Below are 17536 nucleotides of genomic sequence, written 5' to 3' on the forward strand. Positions count from 1 at the left end.
CGTGTTTGCCAGTGTATGGCAATGGCGACTCATGCCGCCTGTCCGGACGCACGGGATGCACGGGTCACGGTGAAGGGGACACCGCATCATGAGCGAAGTCAACAACGCAGGTGGCAAGGCCGAAGAGGGGGATGACGGCCCGCCGGGCACGGGTTCCTGGACCCGCTTCGTCACGGTGCGGCCCCGGCTCACCCTGCTGGTCGCGCTCCTGCTGACCGCACTCGCGGTGGTCGCGGGCAGTGGGGTCGCGGACCGCCTGGGCAGCGGGGGCTGGCAGGATCCGGCCGCGGAGTCGACGTACGCGACCCAGGCACTGGAGCGGCGCTTCCCCGACGCACAGCCCAATCTGCTGCTGCTCGTGGAGGCGCGCGGTTCCTCTGTGGACGACGCGGCTGTCGCGGCCGAGGCCGAGCGGCTCACGGCACGGCTGGGCGGGGAACGAGGCGTCACCGGAGTCGGCTCCTACTGGCGGTCCAAGTCGCCCGCGCTGCGCGCCGAGGACGGCCACGAGGCACTGATAGCGGCCCGCATCCTGGGCGACGAGAAGACGGCGGACGCCACCCTGAAGCGAATCGCCCCCGTCTACCACGGTACCCACGGCCCCGTGGAGGTCAAGATCGGCGGCCCGGTCGCGGTGCGGCACGAAATGCAGAAGACCATTCAGGAGGATCTGCTGCGGGCCGAGATGATCGCCCTCCCGGTGACCCTCGTCCTGCTGGTCATGGTCTTCGGCAGCGCCATCGCGGCCCTGCTGCCGCTGGGTGTGGGCATCGTGGCCATCCTGGGCACGAACGCGGTGCTGCGCGGCCTCACCGAGGTCACGGACGTCTCGGTCTTCGCCCTGAACCTCACGACGGCCCTGGGCCTCGGCCTGGCCATCGACTACGCCCTGTTCATCGTCCGCCGGTTCCGCGAGGAACTGGCCGCGGGCGCGCAGCCGGTGGGCGCGGTGGGCAGGACGCTGCGCACGGCCGGACGCACGGTGCTGTTCTCGGCTCTCACGGTCGCCGTGTCACTGGCGGCGATGCTGGTCTTCCCGCAGTACTTCCTGCGCTCGTTCGCCTATGCGGGCATCGCGGTGGTGCTGCTGGCGGCGGGCGCGGCGCTGATCCTCCTGCCGGCGGCGCTGGTGCTGCTGGGGGAGCGGGTGAACGCGCTCGATCTGCGGAGGCTGCTGCGGCGCGGGTCCCTTGCCGCGGGAGCCGGCGAAAGGAGTGCCGGCCCCGGCACGGTCGCCGGCCCGGCTACGGGTGGTAAGCCGCGGGTCGAGACACAGATCGAGCCACGGGTCGAGGCGCCCGCCGAGGCGCAGGCCGCACCGACGGACGAGACCGCCGGTGCCTGGGACCGGTTCGCCGGCCTTGTGATGAGGCGGGCACCTCTCTTCGCGGTGGCCACCACGGTCGCCCTGGTGGTCCTCGGCCTGCCCTTCCTGGGCGTCAAGTTCGGCACCGCGGATGACCGTCAGCTGCCCTCGGGTGCCGAGTCCCACGTCGTGCAGCAGCACATCAGGGAGGACTTCCCGGGCAGCCCGGGCGGTGCTCTGGAGATCCTCGCGGAGGGACGTGCGTCCGAGGCCCAGTACGCCGCGTACAAGGCGGACATATCCGCGCTGCCCGAGGTGCGGCGGGTGGACGGGCCGCTGGTGAAGGGCGACTCGGCGTACTTCACGGTGGTGCCCGAGGGAGAGGCGGTGGACTCCGCCGCCCAGCGGCTGGTGGACGAACTGCGCGCCGAGGACGCCCCGTTCGACACCTCCGTCACCGGCACGGCGGCGGTCCTCGTCGACTCCAAGGACGCGATAGCCGACCGGCTGCCCTGGGCACTGGCCGTCATCTCCATCGTCACCCTGCTCCTGGTCTTCCTGCTGACCGGCAGTGTGCTGATCCCCATCCAGGCGGTGCTGCTCAACGCACTCAGTCTGACGGCGATGTTCGGCGCCGTGGTGTGGGTCTTCCAGGACGGCCATCTCTCCGGACTGCTCGGCTTCACCAGCCCGGGCAGCATAGAGACGACCCTGCCGGTGCTGATGTTCTGCGTCGCCTTCGGCCTCTCCATGGACTACGGCGTCTTCCTGCTCTCCCGGATCAAGGAGGAGTACGACCACACCGGGGATCACACCCACGCGGTCCGCTTCGGCCTGCAGCGCACCGGAGGCCTGATCACCGCCGCCGCCGTGATCCTGGCGGTGGTGATGGTGGCGATAGGCACCTCCCGGGTCACCAACACCAAGATGCTCGGTCTCGGGATCGCTCTTGCGGTGCTGATGGACGCGATGGTGGTGCGCAGTCTGCTGGTCCCCGCGGCGATGAAACTGACCGGCCGGGCCACCTGGTGGGCACCGGCCCCGCTACGCCGCCTCCACGCCCGATTCGGCCTCACCGAGAGCGAGCCGCCGGCCATGGAGCCCCGCAATCGAACTGGCGGCCTCGTCCTCGATCGCCGGGCGGGTTGACTTCTCCGACGCGGACGAGAGACGCACTCCACGGCAGGGTCGGGTGCGGCGCTCCCCGGCGCGGTCCGGGGGCGGAGCCCCGAGATGGACGGACACTCCGGGGTGGACCGGACGCTCCGGGTGGACCGGACGCTCAGGGATGGGCCGAACGCCTCGGGGTGGGACGGGTGTGGGCGGGCAACAGGGGGCGGGCGGCAGCAAGGTGGGCCGGATCCGCTGCGCCGGATCCGGCCCACCGGCTTCCCCGCTTCCCCCCGGCTAGGAGGCTCCACCCTGCATGGCCCGCACCCTGCCGGTCTTGGAAAAATCCGCACCTCGGTCCGGCGACAGCACCAAGCTGGTCGCCTCTCCGCGCAGCCGGTCCATCAGCGGTGGCCCGGAGGCGGGCGCCGCCTCGCCCAGCCGGGCGGCGATGAACTCCCCGGGCGTGCACCCCGTCATCGCCCGGAACTCACCGCTGAGATGCGCCTGGTCGTAGAACCCACAGGCGGCGGCCGTCTCGGCCTGGGAGCGTCCGGCACTGAGCAGCCGCCGCGCCCGCTGAAGCCGCAGGATCCGGGCGGCCGCCTTGGGCCCGACCCCGATCTGCTCCCGGAAACGGCTCTCCAACTGGCGTACGCTCCAACCGACTTCGTCCGCCAGCAGGGGGACGGGGATCGCGCCGCCGCTGCGCGCCAGCGTGGACCAGGCCCGTACCACCCGCGCCGATGCGGGCGTGCCGGCCTCGGTCCAGCGCACCAGCACATCGTCGAGTAGCCGGAAGCGTTCGGCCCAGGACGGCAGCGCGGCCAGAGTGGCGGCCAGTTCGCCGATGCTCTGCCGACGGGACGAGTCCAGTGCGTGCGGGAGTTCGTCGGGGTCGCAGTGCAGTCCGGTGAGTTCGTGCTGCGGAATGCCTAAGAGGCTGAACGAGGCCCAGGGGGTGAGCAGCACCTCGATGCCGGCGAGCCGGCCGTCGTGTTCACCGATGGCCGGAACCGTGGCGAGGCCCGCGAACACCGACAGCAGGGTCTTTGGCGGCCGGCCCGCGCGGGAGATCCGTATCGGACGGTCGAAGCCCAGTAACAGCGTCACCGTGCCGGTCGGCGCCTCCAGCCGACGGCGCGGCCGGTCCAGGGCGAGCCGGATCCCGCGGTAGTTGATCACCCCGGGCCGCAGCCTGGGATGCGGCAGGGTGAGCACGGTCTCCCATGTGCCGCCCGGTCCCCGGCCCGCCCGTACGAGCGTCCCTGCCGTCATGCGCCCCTCCGCACCCCGAGTCCATTCCGCCACCCCGCCCGCCCCGCCCGCCCTGCACGTCCGTGTCCGAGCAAGGCCACCCATGGTGCTACGGCACACGGGCGACCGGGAGTCCTGGGGAGCCCGCAGGTCGTCCTTGTCCGGTTGTCAGGCCCTGACGGACCGCGGGAGCGTCCGGGTCCGCTCCGCGACCACAGCCGGCACACCGGACGGCGGCTCAGATTCGGGCGCCGACCGACGCGGATGCGGGGCGCCGACCGACGCGGATGGGGGGCGCCGATCGACGCGGATGCGGGGCGCCGATCGATTCGCGGATGCGGGGCGCCGAACCGACGCGGATGCGGGGCGCCGAACCGACGCGGATGGGGGACAGTGAGGACTGTGGTGCCAGCGACGTCTGCGGCGTCTTCGGGTCCCGTGGAAAGCGCTGTCCCTGTCTGGTCCGAATGTCCGGACAACACATTGACAGGGTTCCGCCAACACGGCTAGACCTGAGGAGACGCCGATGTGAAGGGAACTCGATGGAGTTCAAGGAGCCCCACCCCAGCGCCTCCCAGGACGAGTCCGGGGCCGACGCGCCCCACGACCTGATCACCATGGGCCGGATCGGGGTGGATCTGTATCCGCTGCAGATCGGGGTGTCCCTCGACCAGGTGACGTCCTTCGGAAAGTTCCTCGGCGGCTCGGCCACCAACGTCGCGGTCGCCGCGGCGCGGCTCGGACGGCGTACAGCGGTCATCACCCGCACCGGTGACGATCCCTTCGGGGAGTACCTCCACCAGGAGTTGCGCGACTTCGGCGTCGACGACCGCTGGGTGACGCCCGTGCCCGGGCTGCAGACCCCCATCACGTTCTGCGAGGTGTTCCCGCCGGACGACTTCCCGCTGTACTTCTACCGCCGGCCCAAGGCGCCCGATCTGGAGATCGACGCCCATGAGCTGGATCTGGACGCCGTCCGGGCGGCACGGATCTTCTGGGTCACAGGTACCGGGCTGAGCGAGGAGCCCAGCCGTACGGCGACCCTCGCGGCCCTCGCGCACCGGGCCAAGTCCGGCACGACCGTCTTCGACCTCGACTGGCGCCCCATGTTCTGGCAAGACCCGGACACGGCCCGCCCCTTCTACGCCGAGGCCCTGCGCCACACCACCGTCGCGGTCGGCAACATCGACGAGGTCGAGATCGCCACCGGTGAACGCGATCCGCACACCGCGGCCCGCGCGCTGCTGGACGCCGGTGTCGAACTCGCCGTCGTCAAGCAGGGGCCGAAGGGCGTCCTCGCCGTCAGCGGCACGGGCGAGTCGGCCGAGGTGCCGCCGCTCCCGGTCAACGTCCTCAACGGCCTCGGCGCGGGCGACGCGTTCGGCGGGTCCCTGTGCCACGGCCTGCTGGCGGGCTGGGACCTGGAACGCGTCATGCGTCACGCCAACGCGGCGGGCGCGATCGTCGCCTCCCGCCTCGAGTGCTCCTCCGCGATGCCCACTCCGGCGGAGGTCGAGGTTGCGCTGAAGGCGGGTGCGGTCCTGTGAACCGGGCTGCTTCTGTGAACCCGGCGGCTTCCGTCAACGGGTCTGCTTCCGTCAACAGGTCTGCTTCCGTGAACGCGGCGGCTGCCGTGAGCGCGGCCGCTTCTGTGAACTCCGCGGCTCTTGTGAACGCGGCTGCTTCCGCTCCTGCCGTGAACTCCGCCGCTTCCGTGCACACGGCTGCCTCCGCGCCCTCCGTGAACCCACCGGTCGCCTCCCTGAACCCGACCGCCTCCCTGAATCCGACCGCCTCCGTGAATCCCGCCCCCTCCGTGAACCCGACCGCCTCCGTGAACCCCACGGCATCCGGGACGCCGTGTTCCGTCGATGTCGCCGAGCTCGTCCGGCTCCGTACCCGTCACCCGGAAGCCGTGCTGGAGGCGGCCGACCGCCGTCCGAGGCGGCCGCTGCTGGGCGACACCGGCCGGCTGATGATCGTCGCCGCCGACCACCCGGCCCGCGGTGCCCTCGCCGTCGGCGACCGCAGGCTCGCCATGGCCAACCGCGCCGACCTCCTCGAGCGGCTCTGCCTGGCGCTGAGCCGGCCCGGCGTGGACGGCGTGCTCGCCACCGCCGACATCCTCGACGACCTGCTGCTGCTCGGCGCCCTGGACCACAAGGTCGTCCTCGGCTCCCTGAACCGCGGCGGACTCGCGGGCGCCTCCTTCGAACTGGACGACCGGTTCACCGGACACCGCCCCCAGGACATCCAGCGACTCGGCTTCGACGCAGGCAAGCTGCTGCTGCGCATCGACTACGCCGACCCCGGCTCCCTGACCACCCTGGAGTCGACCGCCCGCGCCATCGACGACATGGCCGAGCGCCGCCTCCCGGTCTTCGTCGAGCCGTTCCTGTCCCGCCGCGGCGCGGACGGCAGGGTCCGCAACGACCTGAGCGCCGAGGCGGTCACGAAGTCCATCGCGATCGCGAGCGGCCTCGGCGGGAGCTCCGCGTACACCTGGCTGAAGGTGCCGGTCACGGAGAACCCCGACGACATGGCGCAGGTGATGGAGACCTCCACCCTCCCGGCGGTCCTGCTCGGCGGCGAGGTCGGCGGTGATCAGGAGGCCGCGTACGAGAAGTGGCGCGTCGCCCTCCAACTGCCCACCGTTCAGGGCCTGGTGGTCGGTCGTTCGCTGCTCTATCCGCCGGACGGCGATGTGGCGGGCGCCGTGGACATCGCGGTGAGCCTGCTGTGAGCGCCATCAGGAACGAAGGGACGGGAGCCCCACGCATGAGCACCACCGACGAGCTGTACGTACCGGCGGGGACCACCGCCTCGTCGCTGTACGCCCTCGACATCGACCCCGAACGGGCCGGCTGGACGCACAGCAGCCTGCGGATCGTCGAGCTGCCGGCGGGCGGCACGCACACGTTCACCACCGGTGAAAGCGAGTGGATCGTGATGCCGCTCAGCGGCGGCTGCACGGTCACCACCGAAGAACATCAGTTCCACCTCCTGGGCAGGCGCGACGTGTTCGCCGAAGTCTCCGACTTCGCGTACGTCCCCCGCGACGCCCAGGCACAGATCGCCTCCGGCGCGGGAGGCCGCTTCGCCCTGGCAGGAGCGAAGTGCGAGCGACGACTCCCCGCCCGCTACGGCCCCGCGCCGGAGGTCCCCGTGGAAGACCGCGGCAGCGGCACCTGCGCCCGCAAGGTGCGGGGCTTCGCCGCGGCCGACGCCTTCGAGTGCGACAAGCTGATCGCGGTCGAGGTGGTCACGCCCGGCGGCAACTGGTCCTCGTACCCGCCGCACAAGCACGACGAGCACCGGCCGGGCGAGGAGTCCGAGCTCGAGGAGATCTACTACTTCGAGTTCCAGGGCCCGAACGGATACGGCTATCAACGCGTATTCCCCTCCCGAGACGGAGGCAGCGACGTCCTGGCCGAAGTCCGTACCGGCGACATGGTGCTGGTCCCGGACGGCTGGCACGGGCCCTCGATCGCCGCTCCCGAACACGCCATGTACTACCTCAACGTGATGGCGGGCCCGGGCGCGGACCGTGAGTGGCGGATCTGCTTCCACCCCGACCACCCGGAGGGTTACCGATGACTCGACTGACGGTCGCACAGGCGCTGGTGCGCTTCCTCGCCGCCCAGTACACGGAACGCGACGGCGAGCGCCGACGGCTGATCGGTGCCACCTGGGGGATCTTCGGCCACGGCAACGTCGCGGGGCTCGGCCAGGCCCTGCTGCAGCACGCCGTCGAGATGCCGTTCCACCAGGGTCGCAACGAACAGGCCATGGTGCACGCGGCGGTCGGCTACGCACGCCAGTCGAACCGCCTGTCCACGCACGCCGTGACGACCTCCATCGGCCCCGGCGCCACCAACCTCGTCACCGGCGCGGCCCTCGCCACCATCAACCATCTCCCGGTCCTGCTCCTCCCGGGCGACATCTTCGCCACGCGCCCCGCCGACCCGGTCCTCCAGCAGCTCGAAGTGCCGTACGCGGGCGACATCTCGGTCAACGACTGTCTGCGCCCGGTGTCGAAGTACTTCGACCGAATCACCCGCCCCGAGGCCCTGATCCCCGCCGCGCTGCAGGCGATGCGCGTCCTCACCGACCCCCTCGACACCGGCGCGGTGACCCTCGCGCTACCGCAGGACGTGCAGGCGGAGGCGTACGACTGGCCGGAGGAGTTCTTCGCGGAGCGCACCTGGACCGTACGCCGTCCGGTCGCCGACCCGACCGAACTCGCCGCCGCCGTCCGGGCCGTCCGTGAGGCGCGCCGCCCGCTGGTCGTCGCGGGCGGCGGGGTCCACCACAGCCGGGCCGAGGACGCGCTCGGGGAGTTCGCCGAGACGACCGGCATCCCGGTGGCCTCCACCCAGGCCGGGAAGGGCTCGCTGCGCCACGACCACCCGCAGGACATGGGTGGCCTCGGGCACACCGGCACCGCCGCAGCCGACGAACTCGCCCGCACCGCGGACCTGGTGATCGGCGTCGGCACCCGGTACACCGACTTCACCACCGCCTCCGGCACCCTCTTCGCCGCCGACGGCGTCCGCTTCCTCAACCTGAACATCGCGCCGTACGACGGCCACAAGCTCGCCGGGCTGCCGCTGATCGCGGACGCCCGCGCGGCCCTGGAGGAACTCACCGAGGCGCTGGCCCTGCACGGCCACCGGGTGGACGACGCGTACATCGCGGAGTACACCGAGGACAAGCAGCGCTGGGAGCATCGCGTCGACGCGTGCTACGAGGCCGACGAGCCGGACGTCCGGCCCACCCAGCCGCAGGTCCTGGGCCTGCTGGAGGAGGTGGTGAGGGACGACGACATCATCATCAACGCGGCCGGCTCGCTCCCCGGCGATCTGCACAAGCTGTGGCGGACCCGTTCGCGCGACCAGTACCACCTCGAGTACGGCTACTCGTGCATGGGCTACGAGATCCCGGCGGCGATCGGTGTGAAGATGGCGGTCCCCGACCGGCCCGTGTGGGCGCTGGTCGGCGACGGAACGTACCTCATGATGCCGACGGAGATCGTCACCGCCGTGCAGGAGGGGATCGCGATCAAGATCCTGCTGGTCCAGAACCACGGCTACGCCTCCATCGGCGGCCTCTCCGAGACCGTCGGAGGCGAGCGCTTCGGCACCCAGTACCGCCACCAGGACGACGACGGCCTCTACACGGGCCGGCCGCTGCCCGTGGACCTCGCCGCCAACGCCGCCAGCCTGGGCATGCGGGTGCTGCGCGCGAAGACCGTACGGGATCTGCGCGCGGCCCTGGCCGAGGCGCGGGCCGCGGACACCGCCACTTGTGTCTACGTCGAGACCGAAACGGCAGACACAGTGTCGGGCCCGCCCCCGGCGCAGGCCTGGTGGGATGTTCCTGTGGCCGAGACCGCGACCCGGCCGTCGGCGGTCAAGGCGCGCGAAGAGTACGACCGGCACGTCTCCACCCGGCGCCGCCATCTGTGAAGGAGTTTTCGGGCATGACGAAGATCGTCAACCACTGGATCGGCGGCAAGACCGTCGAGGGCGCGTCCGGCACCTACGGCGACGTCACCGACCCCGCGACCGGCCAGGTCACCACGAAGGTCGCGTTCGCCGGCGTCGACGAGGTGGACGCCGCGGTCGCCACCGCCAAGGAGGCGTACGCGAGCTGGGGCACCTCGTCCCTGGCGAAGCGGACGGCGATCCTGTTCAGGTTCCGGGCACTGCTGGACGAGCACCGCGACGAGATCGCCGAACTGATCACCGCCGAGCACGGCAAGGTGCACTCCGACGCGCTCGGCGAGGTCGCCCGCGGCCTGGAGATCGTGGACCTGGCCTGCGGCATCACGGTGCAGCTGAAGGGCGAACTGTCCACGGAGGTGGCCTCGCGCGTCGACGTGGCCGCGATCCGCCAGCCGCTCGGCGTGGTGGCGGGCATCACGCCGTTCAACTTCCCGGCCATGGTGCCGATGTGGATGTTCCCGCTGGCCATCGCGTGCGGAAACACGTTCGTGCTGAAGCCGTCGGAGAAGGACCCGTCGGCGTCGATGAAGGTCGCCGAACTGCTGGCGGAGGCGGGTCTGCCGGACGGCGTCTTCAACATCGTCCACGGCGACAAGGTGGCCGTGGACCGCCTCCTGGAGCACCCCGACGTCAAGGCCGTCTCCTTCGTCGGCTCCACCCCCATCGCCCGCTACATCCACACCACGGCCTCCGCCAACGGCAAGCGCGTCCAGGCGCTCGGCGGCGCGAAGAACCACATGCTGGTCCTTCCGGACGCCGACCTGGACGCCGCCGCGGACGCCGCCGTCTCGGCCGCCTACGGCTCGGCGGGCGAACGCTGCATGGCCATCTCCGCGGTGGTCGCGGTCGGTTCGGTCGGCGACGAACTGGTCGAGAAGATCCGCGAACGCGCGGAGAAGATCAAGATCGGTCCCGGCAACGACCCAGCCTCCGAGATGGGCCCGCTCATCACCGCCGCGCACCGCGACAAGGTCGCGTCCTACGTGACGGGCGCGGCGGCCGAGGGCGCCGAGGTGGTCCTCGACGGCAGCGACTACACGGTCGACGGTTTCGAGGACGGTCACTGGATCGGCATCTCGCTCCTCGACAGGGTCCCGACCACGGCGAAGGCCTACCGGGACGAGATCTTCGGCCCGGTTCTGTGCGTGCTGCGCGTGGACACCTACGAGGACGGTGTGGCCCTCATCAACGCCTCGCCGTTCGGCAACGGCACCGCGATCTTCACTCGCGACGGCGGTGCCGCCCGCCGCTTCCAACTCGAGATCGAGGCGGGCATGGTCGGCGTGAACGTCCCCATCCCGGTGCCGGTGGGCTACCACTCCTTCGGTGGCTGGAAGGACTCCCTCTTCGGCGACCACCACATCTACGGCAATGACGGCACGCACTTCTACACCCGGGGCAAGGTCGTGACGACCCGCTGGCCGGACCCGTCGGAGGCACCGGCCGGGGTCGACCTGGGCTTCCCCCGCAATCACTGAAAGTGGGGGCGAGGCAGGCTTCCTCGCCCCCCAACCGGGGCGGGGCAGGTCTTCCTCGCCCCCAACCCGGGCGAGGCAGGTCTTCCTCGCCCCCAACCGGGGCGGGGCAGGTCTTCCTCGCCCCGCAACGCCCTTGCCCTTCCCGCCCCCACGGGTCTCCGCCCCTGCGCCCCCGGCTCGAGCGAAGTCGAGAGCCCGGGGGAGGACGGGGTGCGCCTCGCCTCGCCGTCCGGCCTGATCACCCCGGCCGGGGGCAGGCGGCCGGAGCGAAGTCGAGAGCCCGGGGGAGGACGGGCAGGGCTGACGGGGCGAAGAGCCGCCCCGGCCGGCTCTCACCCGAAGTCCCACGTCACCACCCGGCACCCGCCGTCGTCGCGCCCACCCGCGCTCCGGTACACGGCGAGGGCGACATCGTTCCCGGCGTCCACGCCGACCCACATTCCGTAACAGCCCCGCTCGCGGGCCAGCGCCGCCAGGGCCCCGACGAGCGCGCGGGCGAACCCCCGGCGCCGGTACGCCTCGGCGACACCCAACTCGTACAGGAACATCTCCGTCCCCTTGTCCGGGTGGACGGTCTCGACGCCGCTGACGAAGCCGACCGGGCCGCCGTCCTCGTACGCGAGGAAGAGGTGGTGGCCCTGGGCGTCGAGGAACTTCCGGGCCCACTCGGGGCGAACCGGTTCGTCGAAGAGGTGTTCGGCATTGGTGAGTTCGATGACCGTCGTGGCGCGGCGGATCTCCATGGGCCGTTCGTACCACGACCGCGGTATGCGGCAGAGGGCGTGTACGCCTGTGGGAGGTCCGCCACTTCCGACCGGTGGCTGCATCGGTTGTCGGCGGTCGCCCTTACCGTTGACGCATGGATCTTCGAAAGCCCGCACTGAGCGCACTGCGCGGGCCGCGACGGTGGTTCGCCGCCGCGGCCTCGGTCGCCGTGCTCGCCGTCGGCGGGACCTGGACGGCCGTCGCCTCGGACGACCCGCCGCCCGTGCACCGCACCGACCGGATCATGGGCATGGGCGGCGGGGTGGAGATCGACACCTCGTACTTCACCGCGGGTGGTGGGAAGGAACGCCGGCCCGCCGTCCTCATCGGGCACGGCTTCGGCAGCAGCAAGGCCGACGTGCGTGCGCAGGCCGAGCGCCTCGCCCGCGACGGATACGCGGTGCTGACGTGGTCGGCGCGCGGCTTCGGCCGGTCCACCGGGAAGATCGGGCTGAACGATCCCAAGGGCGAGGTCGCCGACGTCTCCCGTCTGATCGACTGGCTGGCGAAGCGGCCCGATGTCGAGCTCGACAAGAGCGGCGACCCGCGCGTGGGCGTCACCGGCGCCTCGTACGGCGGGGCCATCTCGCTGCTGGCCGCCGGATACGACCAGCGCGTGGACGCCATCGCCCCGTCGATCACGTACTGGAACCTCGCGGACGCCCTGTTCCCGAACGGCGTCTTCAAGAAACTGTGGGCCGGGATCTTCATCAACTCCGGCGGCGGCTGCGACCGCTTCGAGGCCCAGCTGTGCCAGATGTACAACCGGGTGGCGGAGTCCGGGACGCCGGACGCCGAGGCCACCCGGCTCCTTGAGGAGCGCAGCCCGTCCGCCGTCGGCGACCGCATCGACGTACCGACACTGATCATGCAGGGCCAGACCGACTCCCTCTTCCCGCTCGGCCAGGCCGACGCGATGGCCAAGGCGATCCGGGCCAACGGCGCGCCCGTGGACGTCGACTGGATCGCGGGCGGCCACGACGGCGGCAACAACGAGGCCGACCGGCTGGAAGCCCGTATCGGCGCGTGGTTCCACCGCTATCTGAAGGACGATGAAAACGCCGACACGGGCCCGGCGTTCCGTGTCTCGCGCACCGGCGGCGTCGACTCCACCGACGGCGCCGCCACACTGCGCGGCGCCACCGGGGACACCTACCCCGGACTGACCGGCGGGCAGCGCCCGATCGCCCTCAGCGGTCGGGAGCAGAGCGTGACGAATCCGGCCGGCGCCAGCCCACCGGGCGTCTCCGCGCTGCCGGGCCTCGGCGGCGCGGGCGGACTGTCACAGCTGTCGTCGCTCGGCGTCGGCGTGTCCCTCGACTTCCCCGGCCAGTTCGCCAGGTTCGACTCCACCGCACTGACGGAGGACCTGCGCATCACCGGCTCGCCCACGGTGAGCGTGCACGTGCGATCCACGAGCGATGACGCCGTGCTGTTCGGCAAGGTGTACGACGTCGGGCCGGACGGACGGCAGCAGGTGCTGCCGTCCCAGCTGGTCGCACCGGTCCGGATCGAGGACGCCAAGGCAGGCAAGGACGTCACCCTGACGCTGCCCGCGATCGACCACGAGGTGGAGAAGGGCCACCGGCTGCGGCTCGTGCTCGCCTCCACGGACCTCGGCTACGCCTCCCCGGTGGCCCCGGCGACGTACACGGTCTCGTTGAAGGGCGACCTCCGCGTCCCGACCGCCCCCGGTGTGACGACGGCCGCCGCGGCGCTGCCCTCCTGGGTGTGGTGGCTGCCGCCGGCCGGAGCGGGCATCGCGCTGGTGCTGCTGGTGACGGGACGCCGGCGGACGACGGCTCCGGCGCCCGACCCCGCCCTAGCCGAAGTCCCCCTGCAGATCACGGACCTGAGCAAGCGCTACGCCAACTCGGCGGACCGGTACGCGGTCCGGGACCTGTCGTTCCGCGTCGAGAAGGGCCAGGTCCTCGGCCTCCTGGGACCGAACGGCGCCGGCAAGACGACGACCCTGCGCATGCTGATGGGCCTCATCAAGCCGGACGGCGGCGAGATCCGGGTCTTCGGCCACGCCATCCGGCCGGGCGCACCGGTGCTGTCGAGGGTCGGGGCGTTCGTGGAGGGCGCGGGCTTCCTCCCGCATCTCTCGGGCCGCGACAACCTCGAGCTGTACTGGCAGGCCACGGGCCGTCCCCGGGAGGACGCGCACATCGAGGAAGCCCTGGAGATCGCCGGCCTCGGTGACGCCCTGGCGCGCGCGGTGCGCACCTACTCCCAGGGCATGCGCCAGCGCCTGGCCATCGCCCAGGCCATGCTCGGCCTGCCCGACCTGCTGATCCTCGACGAACCAACCAACGGTCTCGACCCGCCGCAGATCCGCGAGATGCGCGAGGTCATGATCCGCTACGCGGCGGGCGGCCGTACCGTCATCGTCTCCAGCCACCTCCTGGCGGAGGTCGAACAGTCCTGCACCCACCTCGTGGTGATGGACCGCGGCCGACTGGTCCAGGCGGGCCCGGTCTCGGAGATCACGGGCTCCGGCGACACGCTCCTCGTCGGCCTCGCGTCCGACATCCCGGACCCGGTCGTTCGGAAGGTGGCGGCCCTGCCGGAGGTGTCGTCGGCGGTACTGACGGAGGAAGGCCTCCTGGTACGCCTGGCGGCACCCGTACACGGCGAGGCGGCGGAGAGGGCAGCGGTGGTCGTCGGCGCTGGCGTCAAGGAGACGGGTACCAGTACGACCGCGCCCGATGACGTGGTCCTCGAAGCAGCCGCCAACGGCTCCGCGTCCGCGAAGGGCTCTGCGGCGGCGAACGGTTCCGCGGCCGCCGCGAACGGGGCTGCCGCCAACGGGTCCACGGCTGCCGCCAACGGGTCCGCTGCGGCTGCGGGCGGCTCCGAGGCGGCGGCCAGGCTCCTCGTCGAACTCGTCCGTCTCGAAGTCCCCGTGGCGTCCCTCGGGCCCCACCGGCGGCTCGAAGACGCGTTCCTCACCCTGATCGGAGGTTCCTCATGAGCACGCTGGTCGAGCGGGCCGAGACCGCCGACGGGTACCGCGCGCGGCGAACGCTGCCGCTCCGGGTCGAGTTCGTACGGCAGTTGAAGCGGCGCCGCACTCTCGTCATGGGCGCGGTGCTCGCCCTCCTGCCCTTCGTCCTCGTCGTCGCCTTCGCCGTCGGCGGCGAGCCGGGCGGGCGCAACGAGCGGATCTCGCTGATGGACACGGCCACCGCGTCGGGGGCGAACTTCGCCGCGGTGAACCTCTTCGTCTCCGCGGGATTCCTGCTCGTCATCCCCGTCGCACTGTTCTGCGGCGACACCGTCGCCTCGGAGGCGAGCTGGTCCTCCCTCAGGTACCTGCTGGCGGCCCCGGTGCCGCGGATGCGGCTGCTGTGGTCCAAGCTCACCGTGGCGCTCGGCCTCAGCCTGGCCGCGATGATCCTGCTCCCGGTGGTCGCCCTGGCGGTCGGCACGGTGGCCTACGGCTGGGGGCCGCTGCAGATCCCCACCGGTGGCACCCTCCCCGTGGGCACGGCCACCCGCAGCCTGCTGATCGTGATCGCCTACATCTTCGTCTCCCAACTGGTCACCGCGGGCCTCGCGTTCTGGCTCTCCACCAAGACCGACGCCCCGCTGGGCGCGGTCGGCGGCGCGGTCGGCCTGACGATCGTGGGGAACGTGCTGGACGCGGTGACGGCGCTCGGTGACTGGCGGCACTTCCTGCCCGCGCACTGGCAGTTCGCCTGGGCCGACGCCATCCAGCCGACTCCGGAGTGGGGCGGCATGATCCAGGGCGCCTCGGTCTCCATAACGTACGCGCTGGTGCTGTTCGCGCTGGCCTTCCGCGGTTTCGCCCGCAAGGACGTGGTGTCCTAGGTCAACGGAGGGTCACCCACCGGTCTCGGCGGCCCCTGCCCGTGGCCGCTTCGAGATCCATCCGCAACGCCCCGTACCGCACGTTCGGCCCTCCTCGGGCGTCACAGTCACAGACGTCGACGTCGACTCGCTGAGTCACCGAGGGGGCACAGGATGACGCACCACGGACGACAGCACGGAATCGATCACGAAGACACGGATGCACGGCGCACGCCGGACGGCATGCGGTGGGAGCCGGCCCGCGGGCGCCGCGCGCGTCGGCTGCGGGCCGCGCTGCTGGCCTCGGCCCTCGCCGGTGCCCTGGTGCTGACCGGCTGCGGTGGGGGCGGGAGCGCCGACGACTCCGGCTACTCCTCGCGCGAAAAGGCACGCGGAGACTCGGGACCGGGCCCCGCGCCCGCCCCGGCCCAGTCGCTCGGCCCGGGGGAGGATTTCGCCGAGGGCCGGAACGACCGCCTGCGCCCGACGGGCGAGCCGGACCCCTCCGACTACCTCTCCACGTTCGCCCTCGACGTCGACACCGCCTCCTACGGCTACGCGCGCCGCACCCTCGCCGACGGACGGCGCCCCGATCCCGCCGCCATCCGCCCCGAGGAGTTCGTCAACAGCTTCCGCCAGGACTACGAGCGGCCCGACGGCAACGGCTTCTCCGTCACCGTCGACGGCGCCCGGACCGACCGGGAGGGCTGGTCGCTCGTCAGGGTCGGCCTTGCCACCCGCGAGGCCCCGGACGACAGCGAACGCCCGCCCGCCGCCCTCACGTTCGTCATCGACGTCTCCGGCTCCATGGCCGAACCGGGGCGGCTCGATCTGGTCAAGGACTCTCTCGGCGTGATGACGGACCGGCTGCGTGACGACGACTCGGTCGCGCTGGTCACCTTCAGCGACGACGCCGAGACCGTCCTGCCGATGACCCGCCTCGGCGCGGGCCGCGGCCGGATCCACGACGCCATCGACAGCCTGGAGCCCTCCAACTCCACCAACCTCGGCGCCGGTGTCGAGGAGGGGTACGCCGAGGCCGTCGAAGGTCGGCGCCCGGGCGTCACGAACCGTGTGGTCCTGCTCTCCGACGCGCTCGCCAACACCGGTGACACCGACGCCGGCACCATCCTGGAACGCATCGACGGTGCCCGCCGCGAACACGGCATCACCCTGTTCGGCGTCGGTGTCGGCAGCGACTACGGCGACGCCCTGATGGAGCGCCTCGCGGACAAGGGCGACGGCCACACGGTGTACGTCTCCGAGCCCAGGGACGCCTACGAGGTCTTCTGCGAACAACTCCCGCAGAACATCGACCTCGCGGCCCGCGATGCCAAGGCGCAGGTCGCCTTCGACCCGGAGACCGTCGAGGAGTACCGCCTGATCGGCTACGACAACCGCCAGGTCGCCGACGAGGACTTCCGCGACGACCGCGTCGACGGCGGCGAGGTCGGCCCCGGCCACACGGTCACCGCGCTCTACGCCGTCCGCACCCGTCCCGGCGCCTCGGGCCACCTCGCCACGGCGACCGTCCGCTGGCAGGACCCCGACACCCGCTCACCGCACGAGGAGTCGGGCCGTCTCGAGGCACAGTCCCTGCGGGACGACCTGTGGACCGCGCCCGAGGGACTGCGGACCACCGCGATCGCCGCGTACTTCGCGGACGCCCTGCGCCGCGGCGACAGCCGCTGGGCATCGCTGCCCGGCACCCCGTCGCTGCGCGAACTGACCGCCCACGCGCGCGAACTGCCCCGCAACAAGGAGACGGAGGAGCTGACGCGAGCCCTGGAACAGGCCACGGAACCCCACGAATACTGACGGCGCCGATCGGCGCGGTTGGTCGGTCGGCGTCGCGGCCCGACGTCAGCGGGCGTCGTCCAGGAGGGGGGAGAGCGCGTCATCGCCCTCGATCTGGGTGGAGTTCTCGGCGCACTGCTGGTTCGAGGACGGCGACAGCACCGGGACGTCCTCCACGGCGACCGGTACGAGACCGACCAGCGAGGCCGCGCCGGCCTTGGCGGGCACACCGACGCACGGCTTGTTCAGCGAGCCCTGGACGAGCGCCATTTGCGGGCTCATGTTCCCGTGCGTCGCCAGGTTGCCGTAGGACTGCTGGGAGCTGTCGTCGTTGGTGGTGTTGACGCTGTTGTCGTCGTCCGCGGCCAGCGCGTGGGGCGCGGCGGCGGCCGACGCACCGACCACGGATGCGGCGATCGCCGCGGCGGCCATGACCTTCTTGATCACTTGCGGTCCCTTCTGGAGTAGCCCGTCCGAGCGCTGTGGACAACTGACCCCGT

General features: G+C 71.8%; 12 protein-coding genes. 9 read left to right on the forward strand and 3 right to left on the reverse strand.

Annotated elements, in window-relative coordinates; genetic code table 11:
• Positions 1-88 precede the first annotated feature (88 nt).
• On the forward strand, positions 89-2455 hold the full coding sequence (locus EF387_RS24675; RefSeq protein WP_128378789.1) for an MMPL family transporter: 2367 nt from the start codon (positions 89-91) through the stop codon (positions 2453-2455).
• A gap of 258 nt (positions 2456-2713) precedes the next feature.
• On the opposite strand, the gene EF387_RS24680 is transcribed toward EF387_RS24675, so the two are convergent.
• Complete coding sequence (locus EF387_RS24680; RefSeq protein ID WP_128378790.1) at positions 2714-3694, reverse strand: helix-turn-helix domain-containing protein; 981 nt, start codon at positions 3692-3694, stop codon at positions 2714-2716.
• Between the two features lie 521 nt (positions 3695-4215).
• Between EF387_RS24680 and iolC the strand changes: the two genes are divergently transcribed.
• From iolC to mmsA, 5 genes are all read left to right on the forward strand, one after another.
• Positions 4216-5220, forward strand: coding sequence for a 5-dehydro-2-deoxygluconokinase (gene iolC, locus EF387_RS24685; RefSeq protein WP_128378791.1), 1005 nt, complete (start codon positions 4216-4218; stop codon positions 5218-5220).
• A gap of 287 nt (positions 5221-5507) precedes the next feature.
• Entirely contained in the window at positions 5508-6416 is a 909-nt protein-coding gene (locus tag EF387_RS24690) for a Cgl0159 family (beta/alpha)8-fold protein (protein ID WP_128378841.1), read from the forward strand.
• Between the two features lie 35 nt (positions 6417-6451).
• A complete protein-coding gene (iolB, locus tag EF387_RS24695) occupies positions 6452-7270 on the forward strand; it encodes a 5-deoxy-glucuronate isomerase (protein ID WP_128378792.1) in 819 nt (272 codons plus the stop codon).
• Complete coding sequence (gene iolD, locus EF387_RS24700) at positions 7267-9141, forward strand: 3D-(3,5/4)-trihydroxycyclohexane-1,2-dione acylhydrolase (decyclizing) (protein ID WP_128378793.1); 1875 nt, start codon at positions 7267-7269, stop codon at positions 9139-9141. Before iolB ends, iolD begins: the two co-directional genes overlap by 4 nt.
• A gap of 14 nt (positions 9142-9155) precedes the next feature.
• The gene (mmsA, locus tag EF387_RS24705; RefSeq protein WP_128378794.1) at positions 9156-10658 is read left to right on the forward strand and encodes a CoA-acylating methylmalonate-semialdehyde dehydrogenase; all 1503 of its coding nucleotides are present in this window, start codon (positions 9156-9158) and stop codon (positions 10656-10658) included.
• Between the two features lie 332 nt (positions 10659-10990).
• On the opposite strand, the gene EF387_RS24710 is transcribed toward mmsA, so the two are convergent.
• Positions 10991-11401, reverse strand: coding sequence for a GNAT family N-acetyltransferase (locus tag EF387_RS24710; RefSeq protein ID WP_128378795.1), 411 nt, complete (start codon positions 11399-11401; stop codon positions 10991-10993).
• A 116-nt stretch (positions 11402-11517) separates the two neighbouring features.
• Between EF387_RS24710 and EF387_RS24715 the strand changes: the two genes are divergently transcribed.
• From EF387_RS24715 to EF387_RS24725, 3 genes are all read left to right on the forward strand, one after another.
• On the forward strand, positions 11518-14400 hold the full coding sequence (locus EF387_RS24715) for an alpha/beta fold hydrolase (RefSeq protein WP_128378796.1): 2883 nt from the start codon (positions 11518-11520) through the stop codon (positions 14398-14400).
• Entirely contained in the window at positions 14397-15260 is an 864-nt protein-coding gene (locus tag EF387_RS24720) for an ABC transporter permease (RefSeq protein ID WP_128378797.1), read from the forward strand. The genes EF387_RS24715 and EF387_RS24720 overlap by 4 nt, the downstream gene beginning before the upstream one ends.
• Before the next feature lie 222 nt (positions 15261-15482).
• The gene (locus tag EF387_RS24725; protein WP_128378798.1) at positions 15483-17057 is read left to right on the forward strand and encodes a vWA domain-containing protein; all 1575 of its coding nucleotides are present in this window, start codon (positions 15483-15485) and stop codon (positions 17055-17057) included.
• A gap of 45 nt (positions 17058-17102) precedes the next feature.
• Here the strand turns inward: EF387_RS24725 and EF387_RS24730 are convergent, their stop codons facing one another.
• On the reverse strand, positions 17103-17483 hold the full coding sequence (locus tag EF387_RS24730; RefSeq protein ID WP_128378799.1) for a rodlin: 381 nt from the start codon (positions 17481-17483) through the stop codon (positions 17103-17105).
• Between the last annotated feature and the right edge of the window lie 53 nt (positions 17484-17536).

The organism is Streptomyces cavernae (assembly GCF_004023625.1).
Lineage (GTDB): Bacteria > Actinomycetota > Actinomycetes > Streptomycetales > Streptomycetaceae > Streptomyces > Streptomyces cavernae.